The organism is Flavobacterium sp. (assembly GCF_965657075.1).
GTDB lineage: Bacteria > Bacteroidota > Bacteroidia > Flavobacteriales > Flavobacteriaceae > Flavobacterium.
The window spans coordinates 200635-218512 of the sequence record NZ_CBFHMV010000001.1; the positions used below are offsets into that span (position 1 = coordinate 200635).

General features: G+C 30.6%; 17 protein-coding genes. 10 read left to right on the plus strand and 7 right to left on the minus strand.

From position 1 onward, the window contains the following. Window positions 1-36 precede the first annotated feature (36 nt). The 5 genes from ACTF56_RS00950 (at window position 37) to ACTF56_RS00970 (ending at window position 3305) form a co-directional block, all read left to right on the plus strand. On the plus strand, window positions 37-498 hold the full coding sequence (locus ACTF56_RS00950) for a DUF1573 domain-containing protein (protein WP_438965028.1): 462 nt from the start codon (window positions 37-39) through the stop codon (window positions 496-498). 78 nt (window positions 499-576) lie between these two features. Continuing rightward, window positions 577-1056 (plus strand): methylated-DNA--[protein]-cysteine S-methyltransferase, encoded by a 480-nt coding sequence (locus ACTF56_RS00955; RefSeq protein ID WP_438965029.1) that lies wholly within the window; start codon window positions 577-579, stop codon window positions 1054-1056. Window positions 1057-1121: 65 nt separating this feature from the next. Next, a complete protein-coding gene (locus tag ACTF56_RS00960) occupies window positions 1122-2285 on the plus strand; it encodes a serine hydrolase domain-containing protein (RefSeq protein ID WP_438965030.1) in 1164 nt (387 codons plus the stop codon). Window position 2286: 1 nt separating this feature from the next. Beyond that, window positions 2287-2574, plus strand: coding sequence for a hypothetical protein (locus tag ACTF56_RS00965; RefSeq protein ID WP_438965031.1), 288 nt, complete (start codon window positions 2287-2289; stop codon window positions 2572-2574). Between the two features lie 17 nt (window positions 2575-2591). Beyond that, the gene (locus ACTF56_RS00970; RefSeq protein ID WP_438965032.1) at window positions 2592-3305 is read left to right on the plus strand and encodes a 3'-5' exonuclease; all 714 of its coding nucleotides are present in this window, start codon (window positions 2592-2594) and stop codon (window positions 3303-3305) included. 54 nt (window positions 3306-3359) lie between these two features. On the opposite strand, the gene ACTF56_RS00975 is transcribed toward ACTF56_RS00970, so the two are convergent. Next, window positions 3360-6311: a S8 family serine peptidase gene (locus tag ACTF56_RS00975; protein WP_438965033.1), complete on the minus strand. Its 2952-nt coding sequence runs from the start codon at window positions 6309-6311 to the stop codon at window positions 3360-3362. Between the two features lie 140 nt (window positions 6312-6451). On the opposite strand from ACTF56_RS00975, the gene ACTF56_RS00980 reads away from it, so the two are divergent. Genes ACTF56_RS00980 through ACTF56_RS00990 form a run of 3 tightly spaced genes read left to right on the plus strand, consistent with a single transcriptional unit; the run spans window position 6452 to window position 9154 of the window. After that, complete coding sequence (locus ACTF56_RS00980) at window positions 6452-7930, plus strand: nucleoside recognition domain-containing protein (protein WP_438965034.1); 1479 nt, start codon at window positions 6452-6454, stop codon at window positions 7928-7930. Between the two features lie 43 nt (window positions 7931-7973). Then, the gene (locus ACTF56_RS00985) at window positions 7974-8453 is read left to right on the plus strand and encodes a hypothetical protein (protein ID WP_438965035.1); all 480 of its coding nucleotides are present in this window, start codon (window positions 7974-7976) and stop codon (window positions 8451-8453) included. Then, window positions 8450-9154 (plus strand): hypothetical protein, encoded by a 705-nt coding sequence (locus ACTF56_RS00990; protein WP_438965036.1) that lies wholly within the window; start codon window positions 8450-8452, stop codon window positions 9152-9154. Before ACTF56_RS00985 ends, ACTF56_RS00990 begins: the two co-directional genes overlap by 4 nt. Window positions 9155-9201: 47 nt before the next feature. Here the strand turns inward: ACTF56_RS00990 and ACTF56_RS00995 are convergent, their stop codons facing one another. From ACTF56_RS00995 to trhO, 6 genes are all read right to left on the minus strand, one after another. Beyond that, a complete protein-coding gene (locus ACTF56_RS00995; RefSeq protein WP_438965037.1) occupies window positions 9202-9858 on the minus strand; it encodes a CoA transferase subunit B in 657 nt (218 codons plus the stop codon). 111 nt (window positions 9859-9969) lie between these two features. Next, window positions 9970-10668, minus strand: coding sequence for a CoA transferase subunit A (locus ACTF56_RS01000; protein ID WP_438965038.1), 699 nt, complete (start codon window positions 10666-10668; stop codon window positions 9970-9972). A 65-nt stretch (window positions 10669-10733) separates the two neighbouring features. After that, window positions 10734-13025 (minus strand): penicillin-binding protein 1A, encoded by a 2292-nt coding sequence (locus ACTF56_RS01005; protein WP_438965039.1) that lies wholly within the window; start codon window positions 13023-13025, stop codon window positions 10734-10736. Between the two features lie 8 nt (window positions 13026-13033). Further along, window positions 13034-13519 (minus strand): gliding motility lipoprotein GldH, encoded by a 486-nt coding sequence (locus tag ACTF56_RS01010; protein WP_438965040.1) that lies wholly within the window; start codon window positions 13517-13519, stop codon window positions 13034-13036. Continuing rightward, on the minus strand, window positions 13500-14663 hold the full coding sequence (locus ACTF56_RS01015) for a PSP1 domain-containing protein (protein WP_438965041.1): 1164 nt from the start codon (window positions 14661-14663) through the stop codon (window positions 13500-13502). Before ACTF56_RS01015 ends, ACTF56_RS01010 begins: the two co-directional genes overlap by 20 nt. Window positions 14664-14836: 173 nt before the next feature. Beyond that, complete coding sequence (gene trhO / locus ACTF56_RS01020) at window positions 14837-16195, minus strand: oxygen-dependent tRNA uridine(34) hydroxylase TrhO (RefSeq protein WP_438965042.1); 1359 nt, start codon at window positions 16193-16195, stop codon at window positions 14837-14839. A gap of 172 nt (window positions 16196-16367) precedes the next feature. Here trhO and recA point away from each other — a divergent pair, with 172 nt between their 5' ends. Next, complete coding sequence (recA, locus tag ACTF56_RS01025) at window positions 16368-17372, plus strand: recombinase RecA (protein WP_438965043.1); 1005 nt, start codon at window positions 16368-16370, stop codon at window positions 17370-17372. Between the two features lie 88 nt (window positions 17373-17460). Next, a complete protein-coding gene (locus ACTF56_RS01030; protein WP_438965044.1) occupies window positions 17461-17877 on the plus strand; it encodes a hypothetical protein in 417 nt (138 codons plus the stop codon). Window position 17878 lies beyond the last annotated feature (1 nt).

Below are 17878 nucleotides of genomic sequence, written 5' to 3' on the forward strand. Positions count from 1 at the left end.
GTAAAACAATATACAAATTTTTAAAACATAATATTTATGAAATCTTTTAAATTAACATTAGCTGCTGTTTTAATTTCAGCTTTATCTTTTGCACAAAAAGTTGAATCTAAACCAACCACTTTTACTGTAGATGCTCCAGCTAAATCAACAGCTCCAACAGGATTAAAATTTGAAAAAGAGGTTTATGACTTTGGAAATTTAGAGAAAGGAAAACCAGCAACTTATGAATTTACTTTTACAAATAGTTCAAACGAAACAATTTTAATTTCTAGCGTTAAGCCTTCATGTGGATGTACTGCTGCAAATTATACAAAAACACCTATTAAGCCAGGAGAAAAAGGTTTTATAGCTGCAACATATAATGCTGCTTCTGTAGGAAATTTTACAAAAAATATTACAGTAATTACAAGCGATACAACTGCACCAAAATCATTGGTAATCAAAGGAAAAGTTGAAGACAAAACAGCTACAACTACACCAACTGAGGTGAAATCATAATAAAAGTACAACAACTTTTTTATATAATTAATTCAAGTTAAAAGCCACGTTTTGCGTGGCTTTTTTTATTTTAAATAAATGGAAGAAGAGCAAGCGTTTATCAGATCAGCATTAGGTACTATTGTTATAGTTGGTTGTGCTAAAGGAGTTTCCAAAATAACTATAACTGATGTTGAAATAGAATTAAGTATCAATATACCAAATAATCTAAGGGATGCAGTACAACAATTAAAAGACTATTTTGAAGGTAAAAGAACTTATTTTGATTTTAAAATACATTTAAAAGGTACTGCATTTCAAAACAAGGTTTGGAAAGAATTACAAAAAATTCCTTTTGGTAAAACGGTTTCTTATCATCAGCTTTCCTTGCGTTTAGGTGATGCTAAAGCCATTAGAGCTGTGGCCAATGCTAACGGTAAAAATCCACTTTGGATTGTAGTTCCATGCCATAGAGTTATAGGTTCAGACGGATCATTAACAGGTTATGCTGGTGGTTTGTGGAGAAAAAAATGGTTATTAGATCACGAAAATCCTGTTAAGCAGCAAAGTTTATTTTAAAATAGTGGTTGTAAAATTCAATCAGAAAAAGAATTTTCATTAAATTCGTACTAAACAATTCTAAAATGAAATTCCTTCTGAAGTTTTTGAAATGGTTCATTATTACTCTGACAAGTATAATAATTTTAATGTATGTTTTTAATGTAGATTATTTAATTAGAGCGGTTAGAACAATTTATTTTAAAGGGTATACAACTGCCTTTTTAGAAGACTATAAAGAATTTCCAAATAGAGAAGTAAAAACAGGAGAAGCTCAACCTTGGTCAATATCCAATGATTACAATAGTGTAAATCCTACCAAAATCCTTCAGTCTACTCACAAAAACTTACAAACTATAGCTTATTTAATTATTAAAAATGATAGTATTTGGCATGAAAGTTATTTTGATGGCTTTGATGAACATTCTAAAACCAATTCTTTTTCAATGGCGAAAAGTATTGTTACTTCTGCTTTAGGAAAGGCAATTATGCAAGGTAAAATAAACGGATTAGATCAAAAAGTTAAGGATTTTTTCCCTGAGATTAAAGGGAAATTCGCCAACGATGTTACAGTTGGAGATTTAGCTTCAATGGCATCTGGAATGGAATGGGACGAAAAATATTATAGTCCTTTATCTATTGTTACACGTGTATATTTTGATGATGATTTAAAGGATATTATTTTAGATTTAAAATTCAATAATAAACCAGGACAATTTTTTAAATATTCTAGTGGTGACACACAGTTATTAGGAATGTGTATAGAGAAAGCTACTGGGAAATATTTATCGGATTATATTTCAGAACACTTTTGGCAACCAATGGGTGCAGAAAATGAAGCATTGTGGCAATTAGATCATGAACCAGACGGAATTGAAAAAGCTTTTTGTTGCTTTGCAAGTAATGCCAGAGATTTTGCAAGATTTGGTAAATTGTACTTAAATGATGGTAGATGGAATGGCAATGTTATTTTAGACAGTACGTTTGTTAAAAAAAGTATTTCACCACGATTTGAAAATTCACCAGAATATGGTTATGGCTGGTGGATGAATACTTTTTTAGGTAAAAAAATGTTTTACATGAGAGGACATTTAGGACAGTTTGTGATTGTAATTCCAGAAGATGAAATGATCATAGTTCGATTAGGACATCAAAAAGGAGTCCAAACCAATGCTGACGCTCATAGTGAAGATTTTTATGTATATGTAAAAGAAGCTTATGAAATGTTGAAACAAAGAAAATCTAAATGAAATGAGTGGACACTTTGATGCCTTTAAAAATAGAGAAAAAATAAGTGAGTTTAAGAAAAAATCACTTAGAGAGGCATTGCTAAATAAAAAAGAAAATTTACTAGGAAAAGATACTCTTTTAGATTATTCTTTCCCAAAGTTATCAGCATCTGAACTTGAAAAAGTAAAACTAGAAATTCATCAGTCAATAAAGATTAAAAAACAACAACAATCAAAAGTAATGCTTGTTTTTTTTAGTTTAATTATTGCAATTATTTTATTCATGGGTATCAAATTTAATATTTTCTAACAAAAAGAATTCCTATTATGATTGAAAAAATTAACCTCAACAACATTTTATTTTTAGACATTGAAACGGTTCCTCAAGAAACCAGTTATTTGGGAATGGATGATGAAACCAAAAAACTTTGGGAACAAAAAACACAATACCAAAGAAGAGATGAAGTTAGTGCTGAAGACTTTTACGAACGTGCAGGTATTTGGGCTGAATTTGGAAAAATCATCTGTATTTCGGTTGGATTTTTTAATAATAAAAGCGACATAAGAAACTTTAGAGTAACCTCCTATTTTGGTGAAGAAAAAGAAATATTGAGAAACTTTTCTAAGTTACTTAATGAAAATTTTCATCTTACAGCGCATCTTTTGTGTGGTCATAACATCAAAGAATTTGATATTCCATTTATTGCTCGTAGGATGATAATTAATGATTTGGCATTACCAGCCAAAATTAATTTATTTGGAAAAAAACCTTGGGAAGTTCCACATTTAGACACCTTAGAGTTATGGAAATTTGGTGATTATAAGCATTTTACTTCATTAAAATTACTAACAAAAATTTTAGGTATTCAATCTCCAAAAGATGATATTGATGGAAGCGAAGTAGCAAGGGTTTTTTACATAGAAAATGATATTGATAGAATTGTAACTTACTGTGAAAAAGATGTAATTGCAGTAGCTCAAGTGTTCTTGAAAATGCGAAGAGAAGATTTGTTAGTGGATGATGAGATTTTACATGTATAAAAAAAGGACTTAATTTTAATTAAGTCCTTTTTTGAATTTATAAACTTTGTTGTTTTAATTTTTTACCACAATTTTTCTTGTAGTTTGAATATTTCCATTTGAAATAGATAACAAGTAAATACCTTCAGTAAGATTTTTTACATCAATAGTTTCAATGTCATTTGTAGATTTTTTTTCAATTATATTTCTACCTTGAATATCATATAATATAAAATTTGTTGTTCCATCCAATACATTGTTTAAATTAATATTAATTAAATCATTAGTTGGATTAGGATATACAGCAATTTTTGATAATTCAAAATCGTCATTACTTAAAGGAGCTTGTAAACTACAAAATTCTAGAGTTACAGCGTTAATAGAACCACCATCGCCATTAAATGGATCGTCAACGCTTAATATCCATGTTCCATCTGCAATTAAACCATTAAAATTACTTAAATTTTCAAATGGCTTAACAACGCCAGAAATTGCAGGTGGAGTAGAAGCACATGTAAAGTTTATTCCAGAATCATCCACAGTGCAGTTAATATCATCATTATCACCGCAAGGTTGATTAAATAACATAACGGTCGGACTTCCAATTGAAGCTGGTCCTTCCAGAGTGTAGGTCATGTCTTGGATATAAGTATGTGAAATATTTAGTACCACATTTAAATCGCCAATAGTAAAACCCCCACTAACTTGAATTGGAACACTAGCGCTACTATTGGGTGTATTTGCAATAAATGCATTTGAAAAATCAGTTGCACTAAAATTGTTTCCACAAATCAATTCACCTGTTTGGAAATTAAATACTGTGGCATCAACCTCTAATCCATTAGCACAAGTATTAGAAGGAATAACTCTCCAGTAATAATTTGTTGCTTCTAATAATCCACTAACCGGGAAGCTGTTTCCTAAAGTATTTGTATTGACTAAGAAAGTATTAAAATTTGGAGATGTTGATACCTGAACATTATAGCTTAATACATTAAAATCTAATTCCCATTTTAAAATAGTCGAGGTAGATACAGTGTTTTCGTTATTAGTTGGGGTATTAAGTTCTATAGGTTGAAAATTTGTTGAATAAATTTTTAGCTTTCTAGTTCTTATTTCGGTTTCGATTCCATTATCTCCCTTTATTTGTAAGTTGTAATCACCAGCACTAACTGAAGATAAATTACTAATTGTAAGGGTCACCACTCCACTAGTATTTAAACTACTTGGGGAAAAATTTGCCACTGCACCAAGAGGTAAATTTGGGACTGAAAAAGTTGTGTTTCCTGGACCAGCATGAATATAATCAAATGTGTAAATTGCATCCTGATTGCTACACAATTCAAGGTCATTTGATTTTGGAATAATTGCAAATCTAGAGTTTACGCCAGTTATAATTAAAGAAAAATTTTGATGACCATTTATCAATACTCCTTTATTTTTGACAGTAATTGTATAATTTCCAGACACTGGTGAGTCTATTTTTACCTGTTCAACATTATCAACATCATTGTCACTGTTCCTCGTTGCTAATTCTGAGGGATTTAATGTTAGTTTCCAAGGATAAAAAACTTCTGTATCATCTTTAGTTATTTTTATATCTAAATTATTAACTAAAGCAGGAGTAATGTCATTTGCTGGTCTTTGGCCTAGGTTAGCATCTCCTGGTACATCTGTCCAACAAATAGTTGCTATCAAGGGTGAATTTCCGTTTGATTTAACGGTCATTGAATATGTTTCATTATTTTTAAGATCTTCTTCGGAAACCCATGAACTTAAGCCGTTATTATTAATTGCTTCAACAGCAACTTTTGCATTCAATAAACCCCACCCGAATTTTGCATCTGGACCAATATTACCGGCATCATCTGCAGTATGACATGCTAAACCTTTTAAAGTTGCAGCTTTCATGAAAGATGTGGTTTTATTCTTATAATGTTGTTGTAGAAGTAATAAAGTACCTGCGATATTGGGACTAGACATTGATGTTCCACTGTAAGTAGATGTAGCAAAATCACTTTCACTAGTTGAAGAAGTTAGATTAGTACCATTACCAGTAATATCTGGTTTTATCCTTCTATCATCAGTAGGCCCTTGACTACTAGATGAATTGATTTGAACATTAATTAATGAACCATCAACTTGAGAAATATTAGCATCTTGAGCATTTGCCACAGTTAGAATGTTTTTGGCTGTTTTATTACTTGTTAATTTATCATACCCTATCGCAATTGGATTTGTATTATTATTATTGTTACCATCATTCCCCGCAGACATTACTGGAAGATAATATGGTGCTAAAAAAGTAATCTCATCCCATTGTTTTGCCTCTAAACTATAAGTTCCAACATACCATGCTGGAAGAGTGGAACCGCTACTACTAGTCAATGGAACACCATAAGAATGATTTGAAATTAGCATTCCTAAAAGAGCTTCACTAGCTGCTTCACTTTCATCATTTGTCCAATTAAAAGTTCTTCCCGTAGCTTGAAATGCCATACCTTTTGTTGAAGGGTTTATATTAGACGCCAAAATAGTGCCAGTTACATGTGTGGCATGGGCACTGTAACTATTTCCAGACAGATCATCGACAGTAGTTATTCTATTGTCAAAAAAGCTATGTGTTCTTCTGACTGTTCCACCGTCCCAAATCCTTGCAATCATATTTTGACCATTAAGATCAAGTCCTAATTGTCCACCTGAGTTAATAAAATTAGTTCTTGTAGAAATTGCAGCGTCTTGATTTTCAGTTGAATAATATATAGGAAAACCATCCGGTGTTATATCCATTAATTCTTGAAAATTTCCATCATCTTTTTTAATAAATTCTTGCCAACCATTATTTCTTGCCTGAATTAGAGCATATTCTTTTTGTTTTTTTTCAAAGATTTCAAATTCAACAATTTTTTGGTTAATGGCATTTTTATCATATTTTTTTGTAATAATTTCAACATCGTCTTTAGATTGTCCAAAAGAAATCAAAAATGTAAATACTATTAATAAATAAGTGAATAAGTTTTTTTTCATAAAATTTTTTTAAGTAATTACAAATATAATTTTTATTTTACAATTGAAAGTTGAATAGTTGTTAAAAAGTTAGCGCAAACAAGCTTTTGTAATATTTAAATATTAATCTTTAATGAATTATATTTACAAAAATTAATTTTATGGTACTTAGTAGATTTTGGCTAACAATTTTTATCTCGTCAATATTTTTTGTTGTAATAAGTTTTTTAATAAAAGATGTTTACACCATTGACTATATTATAAACGGCAAAAAAGGAGATCCGGTTTTAGTTTCTGAAAAGTTTTTAAATGAAATTCCAGTTTCTATCAAAGATAGCATCATTAATTCAAAAGATAGTACCTATGTTTTAAAAACTTTTAGAGTTAATACAGATATAACTTCATTACAAAAGTCAATAAGAATTAAGCCTGATACTTCTTATGTTTATAAAAACAAAACGGTAAAAATATACAGTGGTGTTCAAAAATCCGATGGGTTGTTGGAAACGGCTAAGTATAGTTTGGTAGAATTAATAATTCCGTTAATTGCTTATTTAGCATTTTTTTGTGGTTTGATGCAACTACTTATCGATTCTGGTGCTTCTGAAAAATTAGCTAAAAAATTAAGCCCAGTTTTTTCAAAAATATTTCCTTCTGTACCCAAAAACCATGAGTCAATTTCTTACATGACACTGAATTTTGCGGCAAATTTTCTTGGATTAGATTCTGCTGCAACTCCATTTGGACTGAAAGCTATGCAAAGTTTACAAGAAATAAATCCAGATAAAGATAAAGCTAGTGATGCTCAAATTATGTTTATGTGTTTACATGCCGCTGGTTTAACTCTAATACCTACATCAATTATTGGATATCGAGCAGCCGAAAATGCAGCAAATCCAGCAGATGTCATGTTACCTTGTATAATCACTTCATTTATTGGTACTATAGCTGCTTTTTTAATAGTTGGAATACGTCAGAAAATTAATTTTAAAAGTGCCACTTTATTAGTAGGATTAATGAGTTTAATTGGAGCAATAGTTGGTTTGTTATTTTTTATAAATAAAATGAATCTAGTAGAAAAAAACTTTTTTACTTCTAATTTATCAGGATTAATGCTGGTAGGAATTATTGCAGTAACATTAATATTTTCATTCATAAACGAAAAGAAATTCACAGCCTTAAACACCACTATTTTTGATTCATTTGTGGTTGGTGCTAACAACGGTTTAAAAACGGGAGTAACTATTTTTCCTTATGTTTTAGCGATGCTAGTTGCAATTTCAATGTTTAGAAATAGCGGTTTGTTTGATTTGATTTCTAATGGAATTTCATTTGTAGCTTCACATGCAGGAATGAGTAAAGAAATTACAGATTCGTTACCAGTTGCCATGTTACGACCCTTTAGTTCTGGAGGTTCTCGTGGTTTTATGATTGATGCAATGAAAACTTATGGACCAGATTCATTAACAGGAAGATTGAGTAGTATTTTTCAATGTAGTGCTGAAACAACGTTCTACGTAATTGCGGTTTATTTTGGAAGTATCAATATGAAAAATACAAGATATACACTAGGAACAATGCTTTTAGTAGATTTAATTTGTGTAATAACTGCTATCTTTGTGGCCAGTTGGTTTTTTTAGTCTTATTTATCATTCTGAACTTGATTCAGAATCTCTAAATGTTATGGAAATTAAAAATCTTGAATCAAGTTCAGGAGTAAAAAAAATAAACAAAGCCTATCAATTAATAACAAAAAGTATGTTTGACGATTCTTTCAAAGATTTTTATTCGAAATTTAAAACAAGTTTAGCTGATGGAACTTTTGCAAAATTAACTTTTGCAAAAACCATCGGAAATACGGAATTAAAAAACATTTACATTCGTCCTACAATAGATGAAAACGATCTAAAATTAGAGTTAAAATTTAGGTTTCAACAGGATGAGTTATTTGAAATTTATACCATTGATAAAGCATTCGACAGATTACTTCCATTTTTAAACAATCCTTTTTTATCAGTAATTTTATTTACTACCGAATTTGATTTGACTTATAAATTAAATAAAAAGAGAATAGTGAATTTATCAGACCAACACCCAACTTTTGGCAATGCCAGTGAAGTTTTATTGGAATATTTGAATAGTGGGAAAACAGTAAATTTATGAGATACTTTTCAATAATAGGGCTACTTTTTATTTTCGCTTGTAATAAAGAGAAAAAAGAAATATTAGCTAAAAATACAACTTCTAAAATCGCTAACGAAATAGTTTTAAAAACAGATACTTTAAAATTAAGCTTTGATAAAGACTTGGAAGAAGATGATTTTATTTTAATCAAATTACTTGAGAAAAACTTTACTAATGATGGTATTGAAGAGTCGAAATTTAAATTTGATTTTTATAGAAATGGTAAACTTGAAAATAATTTTTCCGTTAATGTAAATTTTTTAATAGATGAGTCTGATTGGCATGGAAATACATTATTTAATTTTAGTGAAAAGCATGAATATTCTCCTTATATAATTATTACAAATGGATATCCTGCATGTGGATATACACAAACCAATTTTTTAATTGACGTTAGAAAAGAAAATATTCAGTTAATAGACACTTTTTATAGTGTTGGTGATGGTGGTTGGTTCACTTCAACTACCTTTGAAGAAATAAGTAATTCAAAATTAGGAGCTAGACATGAAAATTATTGGCAAGAAGAAGATGATAATGATGAGATGGGAACTTTAACATTTTCTGATTCTGTCAATTATATTCTGGAAAACAAAAATTGGATAAAAAAATATATAACTCCAAAAGACAGCATTTATAAAAAACAAAAAATTAGTTTTGATGTCATGCATAAGATTCAATAATAAAAAAATCCCGATTACAAATTGCAATCGAAATTCTTATTATATCTTTAATTTAAATTCATTTCAGGAATTTCCCCTTCTATAATTAATGTGCCTTCGGTCGCTTTTTGAATTTCTTCGACAGTAACTCCTGGAGCTCTTTCCAATAATTTAAATCCTTTTGGAGTTACTTCAATCACAGCTAATTCTGTAACGATTTTCTTAACACAACCAACGCCTGTTAAGGGAAGCGAACATCTTTTTAGTAGTTTAGATTCTCCTGCTCTATTAACGTGCATCATTGCCACAATAATATTTTCTGCCGAAGCTACTAAATCCATTGCTCCACCCATCCCTTTGACCATTTTTCCTGGAATTTTCCAATTGGCTATATCACCATTTTCAGAAACTTCCATGGCTCCCAAAATTGTTAAATCTACTTTTTGAGCTCTTATCATTCCAAAACTAAACGCTGAATCAAAGAAACTTGCTCCTGGTAAAGTGGTGATGGTTTGCTTTCCTGCGTTAATAATATCTGCATCTTCTTCACCTTCAAAAGGAAAAGGACCCATTCCTAAAACGCCATTTTCAGATTGAAATTCAACAGAAATATCATTTCTTACAAAATTGGCTACAAGAGTTGGAATTCCTATTCCTAAGTTTACGTAGTAACCATCTTTTACTTCTTTTGCAATTCGTTTTGCTATATCTTCTTTTGTTAACATGATTTTAAAATTTATACCATTTAGAAATTAAGAATAATTAAATTTTCAAAATTATCCCAAAATTGGTTTTTTAATACTTTTTACTGAACACTAAAAACTAAACACTTCCATCTACTTTTGTCTAACAGTTCTTTGTTCAATTCTCTTTTCAAATTTTTTTCCTTGGAAAATACGATTCACCATGATTCCTGGAATATGAATTTGATTGGGATCTAATGTTCCTGCAGGTACTAATTCTTCTACTTCAGCTATTGTGATTTTTGCAGCTCCAGCCATAACAGCATTAAAGTTTCTAGCGGTTCCTTTAAAAATTAAATTTCCAGCTTCATCTCCTTTCCATGCTTTTACAATGGAAAAATCAGCTTGATAAGCTAATTCCATAACGTGCATTTTTCCGTTGAATTCTCTAGTTTCTTTTCCTTCAGCTACTTCTGTACCGTAACCTGCTGGTGTAAAAAAAGCTGGAATTCCTGCTTGAGCTGCTCTACATTTTTCCGCTAAGGTTCCTTGAGGCGTTAATTCAACATCTAATTCTCCTGAAAGCATTTGGCGTTCAAATTCTGCATTTTCTCCTACATAAGAAGAAATCATTTTTTTGATTTGTTTTTTTTGAAGTAAGAGGCCAAGTCCAAAATCGTCAACACCTGCATTATTTGAAATGCAAGTTAAACCAGAAACGTTCATTTTTACTAATTCAGCAATACTGTTTTCTGGAATTCCACAAAGACCAAAACCGCCTAACATTATTGTGATGTTGTCTTTTATACCTAGCAAGGCTTCTTGTACATTATTGACTTTTCTATTTATCATTTTTGAAGTTAAATTTTTTTAAAAGTATAAAAAAAACACCTTTTTTCAAAGATGTTTTTAGTTTGTTATAATTCTAGTTCATTTGGATCAGACATGTTTGTGTCTAAAGAATCAATCACTTTTCTTGGCGTCCAACAATCTACTTTAATTGAAGTATTTTCTGGTCGAGGAAAATTTTCTTGAGAAATATTTAACGATTTATCTTTATAACACTTATCCATAAAAATTCCCCAAATAGGAAGAGCCATAGTTGCTCCTTGACCTAAAGCTGTGCTCCTAAAGTGAGCAGCTCTGTCTTCATTACCTACCCAAACACCGCAAGTTAAATTTGGAACCATACCAATAAACCATCCGTCTGAGTTATTTTGAGTTGTTCCTGTTTTACCAGCAATTTCATTAGTAAATGCATAATTATATGTTGTAATTCCTGCGCCGCCTCTTCTTAATCTTTCACCGGAACCATCAGTTGTTACGCCAGTCATTAATTTTACAACAGCATAGGCAACATCTTTGTTTACAACTTCTCTAGTTTCTGGAATTACCTCATAAATAACAACTCCATTTTTGTCTTCTATTCGGGTTATAATTTGAGGTTTTACATATTGCCCTTCGTTAACAAAAGTACTCATAGCAGCTACCATATCACTTACCGTAATTTCTACAGCACCAAGACAAATGGCTGGTTTTTCTGGAATTTCAGAATTTACTCCCAAATTATTGGCCATTTTTACAACAGCCGCTGGACCAACTTTATCCATGAGTTTTGCAGAAACCGTATTTAAAGATTTCGCTAATGCAGTTTTAAGATTAACTAATCCAAAATATTTGTTTCCTGAATTTTCTGGCGACCACGATTGAGGAATTCCCCATCTGCCTTTAGGCATTGTAAATCTTGAATCATAAATAGAGTCACAAGGCGACATTCCTAATTCGTTAATAGCGGTTGCATATACAAAAGGCTTAAATGTAGAACCCACTTGCCTAGCTCCTTGACCTACGTGATCGTACTGAAAAAATTTATGATCTATTCCGCCAACCCAAGCTTTTACATAACCCGTTTGAGGTTCCATAGCCATTAAACCTGTTTGAAGAAAGTGCTTGTAGTAAATAATAGAATCCTTAGGAGTCATTATTGTATCTCTTTCACCATTCCAAGTAAAGATTTTCATTTTGGTTTTTACATCAAATGATTTGATTATTTCCTCTTCTGTTTTATCATCTTTTTTCATTATTCTCCAACGTTCAGAATTTTTCATGGAACGGTTGATGATACTTTTTGTTTCTTCTTCAGTTAAATCAACAAATGGAGCATTTTTTCTTCCTTTTGATGCTATGAAAAATTCTTTTTGAAGATTTTTTAAATGTTGTGTTACAGCTGCTTCGGCATGAACTTGCATTTTAGAATCAATTGTGGTGTAAATTTTTAATCCATCTTTATGAATGTCATAAGTACTTCCATCTGGTTTTGGATTATTTTTTGTCCATTTTTTTAAATATTCACGTAAATATTCTCTAAAATAAGTTGCAATTCCATCGTTATGATTTTCTAGTTTAAAATCTAATTTTATAGGTTTTACTATTAGTTCATTATATTTAGCTTCGGTTAAATGATTGTTTCTAACCATTTGGCCAAGAACAGTATTTCTTCTTTCTAAAACAATTTTTTCTCTAGATTTTCTGTTGGGATTATACAAAGATGGGTTTTTTAGCATTCCTACTAAAACGGCACTTTCTTCGGTTGTTAAATCCTTTGTTTTTTTATTAAAATAGGTTTTAGAAGCAGAAGAAATTCCGATCGCGTTATTAACAAAATCAACCTGATTCAGGTACATTGCAATTATTTCTTGTTTGGTATATTGTCGTTCTAATTTGACAGCAATAATCCATTCTTTTACTTTTTGAACAATTCTGACAATAATATTTTTTGCGCCATCACTACCGTGAAATAAGTTTTTTGCTAATTGTTGAGTAATGGTACTTGCACCACCATCTTTACCAAGTTTTACAACTGCACGTAAAGTACCTTTTGCATCTATACCTGAGTGTTCATAAAAACGTTCGTCTTCAGTTGAAACTAAGGCATTTATTAAATCTTTAGGTAAATCTTTATATTTAATAGGAATTCTGTTTTCTAGAGCGAACTTTCCAATAGTTTTTCCGTCAGAAGATATAATTTCGGAAGCAATATTTGAATTTGGATTTTCTAATTCATCAAATGAAGGCATTTCACCAAAAAAGCCCCAAGATGCTAAAAAGAAAAAAGCTACAGAACCAACTAACCCATAAATAAAAAGTGTCCAAAACTTTTTTACATAATCGGAAAAATCGTCTTTATTTGTTTTTTTTGCAGTTGCCATACTCTAAATTATTTTTTTTCAATTCTAAAACCTACTTCAGTAACACCTTCAAGAACATCTGTTCCATTAATTTTTCCAGATTCTCTATTGGCTTGTTCAACAGTAACGGTATATTTCCCTTTTAATGGGAATTTATAGTTTTCTTTATACCAAAGTTTATTGTGTTTAGTGTCTGTAATGCCTTCCCCTAATAAAGTACCGTCAGGTTTAGTCATTTCATATTGCAAAGTATCAATTTTGATTACATTATCCGGCTGATTCATTTTAACAATTAGAAATAAATTATTAAATGGATAATCATTATTATTTCTAATATTTACAAACATATTATAAAGATTGATGCTATCATTCTGCTCAAAAGAAAAACTAATGTCTTCTTTGTTAGACCATTTCCCGTCGAGGTTTTTATAATCATCAAAATATCTTTTTTCATCACAAGAGACAAAAAAGACAACTAAAATTAAAAAAAATACCTTACTTATTTTTAGGTGCATTGGGCTTTTTATTAAAATTTTTCTTCTTTTTCTTATTGTTGTTTTTTCTAACTGGTTGATCAAATCTCGTTAAACTGTCTTGACCTACAACATTTTGATATGTTTTTTCGATGGTTGGAATTACTTCAATAACAAAATCTTCTAAAGAAGCAACTCTTTCTTTTTTCTTATTTACAGTTAAAATTTCTTGTACTTGAGCTACTGGTAAAACATGCCAATGAGCCGGATTGTTTGCATAAGAAAACCACATTAGTTCTTTAAAAATATCAATTTTTTGACAAAAAGCATCTCCTTTTTCAGTGTACAATTTGGTATCCATATCTGGAATGTGTTTTAAAGCATCTAAATAAGTGTCTAATTCATAATTTAAACAACATTTTAACTTACCACACTGTCCTGCAAGCTTTTGTGGGTTTAATGACAGTTGTTGGTAACGAGCTGCCGATGTATTTACACTTCTAAAATCGGTCAACCAAGTAGAACAACATAATTCTCTACCACATGAACCAATTCCTCCAAGTCTAGAAGCTTCTTGACGGAATCCAACTTGTTTCATTTCGATTCTTATGCTGAATTCACGAGCAAATTCTTTGATTAATTGTCTAAAATCTACTCTGTCATTGGCTGTATAATAAAAAGTTGCTTTAGAACCATCACCTTGAAATTCAATATCAGAAATTTTCATTTCTAGTTTAAGGTTTATAGCAATTTCTCTTGCTTTAACTTTTATTTTTTCTTCTTTTTCTCTGCATTGACTCCATATATCAATGTCTTTTTGAGAAGCTTTTCTGTAAACTTTTGCTAATTCTGCATCAGGATTTTCACCTTTTTTCTTCATTTGAACCTTAACAAGTTCACCAGTTAATGATACGATTCCTATGTCATGACCGGGTGAAGCTTCGGTTGCAACAACATCTCCTATAGAGAGAGTTAGTTTTTCGGTATTTCTAAAAAATTCTTTTCTACCATTTTTAAATCGTATTTCAACTGCATTGAAGGGTTCCTGACCACCAGGTAAAGTCATGTTGGCTAACCAATCAAAAACTGTTAATTTATTGCAGCTATCGGTGCCGCAAGTCCCGTTATTTTTACATCCTTTTGGTGTGCCATCTTTAGCACCCGTGGAACAGTTTGTACATGCCATAATTTGTATATATATTGGTTGTTCCGATTAAAGAACTACTTGTCAAAAATGTGTTTTGAGTGTAAAGATACTATAATTTTACATATAGTAAAACGTTAAATAGCTACACCAAAAGAAAACCTACTTACATTTAAACGTAAATAGGTTTTTTAAAGTATATTGTTGTTGTAATCTTAATTTAAAATCTTAAATACTTTATCGGAAAGTCTTACTCTAAAAGGAACTTCAAAAGTGATTTTGTCACCATTTTTAGCTTCAGAAGCTTCTTGTCCGTTTACAAACATTTTTTCTAAAATTAATTCTTGACTTCCAGTTGTTGGTCCTGTAATTAAAATTTTATCGCCAACCTTAATTTCTTGATTTTCAATAGAAAAAAGTCCTATTTGTGCTTTTACATAGTAATGTTCTGCTTTGCCAAGTAAGATTTTTTTTACTTTAATTTTTTGACGAATATCTTTCGTTTTACTAACAACAGCTAATGAAACATCACTTAATTCACCTGAATGTTTGAATTTTAAATTTTCAGATTTTCCTTTTCTAAAAACTTTGTTTCCTACTTGTTTTCCACTTCTTAATTTTACTTGTTCAGCCAAAGATAAATGAGTTGTTTCTTGACATTCTACGGAACAACAATTTTCCATTACAGCTTTACATTCATCACATTGAATAAACAATAAATGGCAACCATCATTGTAACAATTGGTATGATTATCACAAGGTTTTCCACATTGATGACATTGCGCAACAATATCTTCAGTAATTCTTTCCCCTAAACGATTATCAAAAACGAAGTTTTTTCCAATGAATTTGCTTTCAAGACCTTCTTCTTTGATTTGTTTAGCGTATTGAATAATTCCACCTTCTAATTGAAATACATTTTTGAAACCCTTATGTTTGTAATAAGCACTCGCTTTTTCACAACGAATTCCTCCAGTACAATACATCACTAGATTTTTGGTTTCTTTAAATTCCTTTAATTGTTCGTTTATTATTGGTAAACTTTCTCTAAAAGTTTCTACATCAGGAGTTATTGCTCCTTTGAAATGTCCAACTTCACTTTCGTAGTGATTTCTAAAATCTACAACAATAGTGTTTGGATCTTCTAAAATCGCATTGAATTCTTTAGCTCTTAAATGAACTCCTTTATTGGTTACATCAAAAGTAGCATCGTTTAAACCGTCTGCTACAATTTTGTGACGTACTTTTATCGTTAATTTAAGAAATGAATGGTCATCTTGATCAACAGCTTCATTTAATCGAATACCTTTCATGAAATCATAAACTTCCAGCGTTTCGCGAAAAGCTTCAAAATTATCGGCAGGAACACTCATTTGAGCATTTATTCCTTCATAAGCTACATAGATTCGACCTAGCGCATCGAGTGCATTCCAAGCTACGAATAAATCATTTCTAAATTTTTTGGGGTCTTCAATTTTGGCATACGCATAAAAAGAAAGTGTAAGACGTTGCTTACCTGCTTCATCAATAAGTTGAGCTCTTTCTTCTGCGCTTAAGGTGTTATACAGTTGCATGCTATAAACGTTTAAGTGAGAAACTATTATTTTGAAATTCTAAATGGAAGAATTCTAATGCAAAGTTAAAAAAATGACTTAAAAATCAAATTTTTAAATCTAAAATAAAACATATTAACAATTTTTGGCACAACAAAAAAAAGAAGTATTTTTACGAAAAATATATGCGATTATGAGTTCAGATAAAGAAGCCAAATTAAAAGCGTTACAGCTAACATTAGACAAATTAGATAAAACCTACGGAAAAGGAACCGTAATGAAATTGGGTGATACAGCCGTTGAAGAAGTTGAGGCTATACCTTCTGGTTCATTGGGTATTGATATTGCGTTGGGTGTAAATGGTTATCCTAGAGGAAGAATCATTGAAATTTATGGTCCAGAATCTTCAGGTAAAACAACTTTAACTTTACATGCCATTGCAGAAGCTCAAAAAGCAGGAGGAATTGCCGCTTTTATTGATGCTGAACATGCCTTTGATCGTTTTTATGCTCAAAAATTAGGAGTTGATATTGATAATTTAATTATTTCTCAACCGGATAATGGGGAACAAGCTTTAGAAATTGCTGAGGGTTTAATTCGTTCAGGAGCTATAGATATTGTTGTAATTGACTCTGTAGCTGCTTTAACCCCAAAGAGCGAAATTGAGGGAGACATGGGAGATTCAAAAATGGGATTACATGCTCGTTTAATGTCACAAGCTCTAAGAAAATTAACAGGAACTATTCACAAAACTAATTGTACCGTATTCTTCATCAATCAGTTAAGAGATAAAATTGGTGTTATGTTTGGAAGTCCCGAAACAACAACAGGAGGAAATGCACTTAAATTTTATGCTTCTGTAAGGTTAGATATTAGAAAATCATCTCAGATAAAAGATGGAGATAGCGTAATTGGAAACAGAGCTAAAGTTAAAGTGGTGAAAAATAAAGTTGCACCACCTTTTAGAACGGCAGAGTTTGATATTATGTATGGTGAAGGAATTTCTAAAGTAGGTGAAATTTTAGATTTAGCAGTTGAATTTGAAATAGTAAAGAAAAGCGGTTCTTGGTTTAGTTATGGTGAAACCAAACTAGGTCAAGGTCGTGATAGTGTTAAAATTTTAATTAAAGATAATCCAGAATTAATGGATGAATTGGAACAAAAAATAAAAGAAACTTTGAAAGAAAAAGCAGAATAAAAAAAATCCCGTTGTTATTAACGGGATTTTTTTTAAAACAGACGCAACCTTTTACAAATTTTAGAATCTATTAATAAAATGTTTACATATGAATAGCTTAAAAAAAATAACACTAATTTTATTTTTAACATTGTTTTCTATTTCATGTAGTTTAGATGACAATGAGCCAAACTATCGTTTTGAAATATTAGAAATTGAATCTGTAGTTGTTCCTGATGAATTGCATTTAGGAGAAACACACACCTTTACAATAAGATATAAAAGACCGACTACCTGTCATGGTTTTAATTCCTTTTATTATGAAAAGAATTTAAATGTAAGAACAGTTGCCGTGCAGGGATTTGTTGTTGAAAGTAACGATTGTTTACCTCTTGAAAATAACATTCAAGAACAATCATTAGATTTTTTTGTAACCAATAACGGGTCATACATTTTTAAATTTTTTCAGGGTAAAGATGATAATGGGCAAGATGTATTTTTAGAGTATGAAATCCCGGTAATATAGA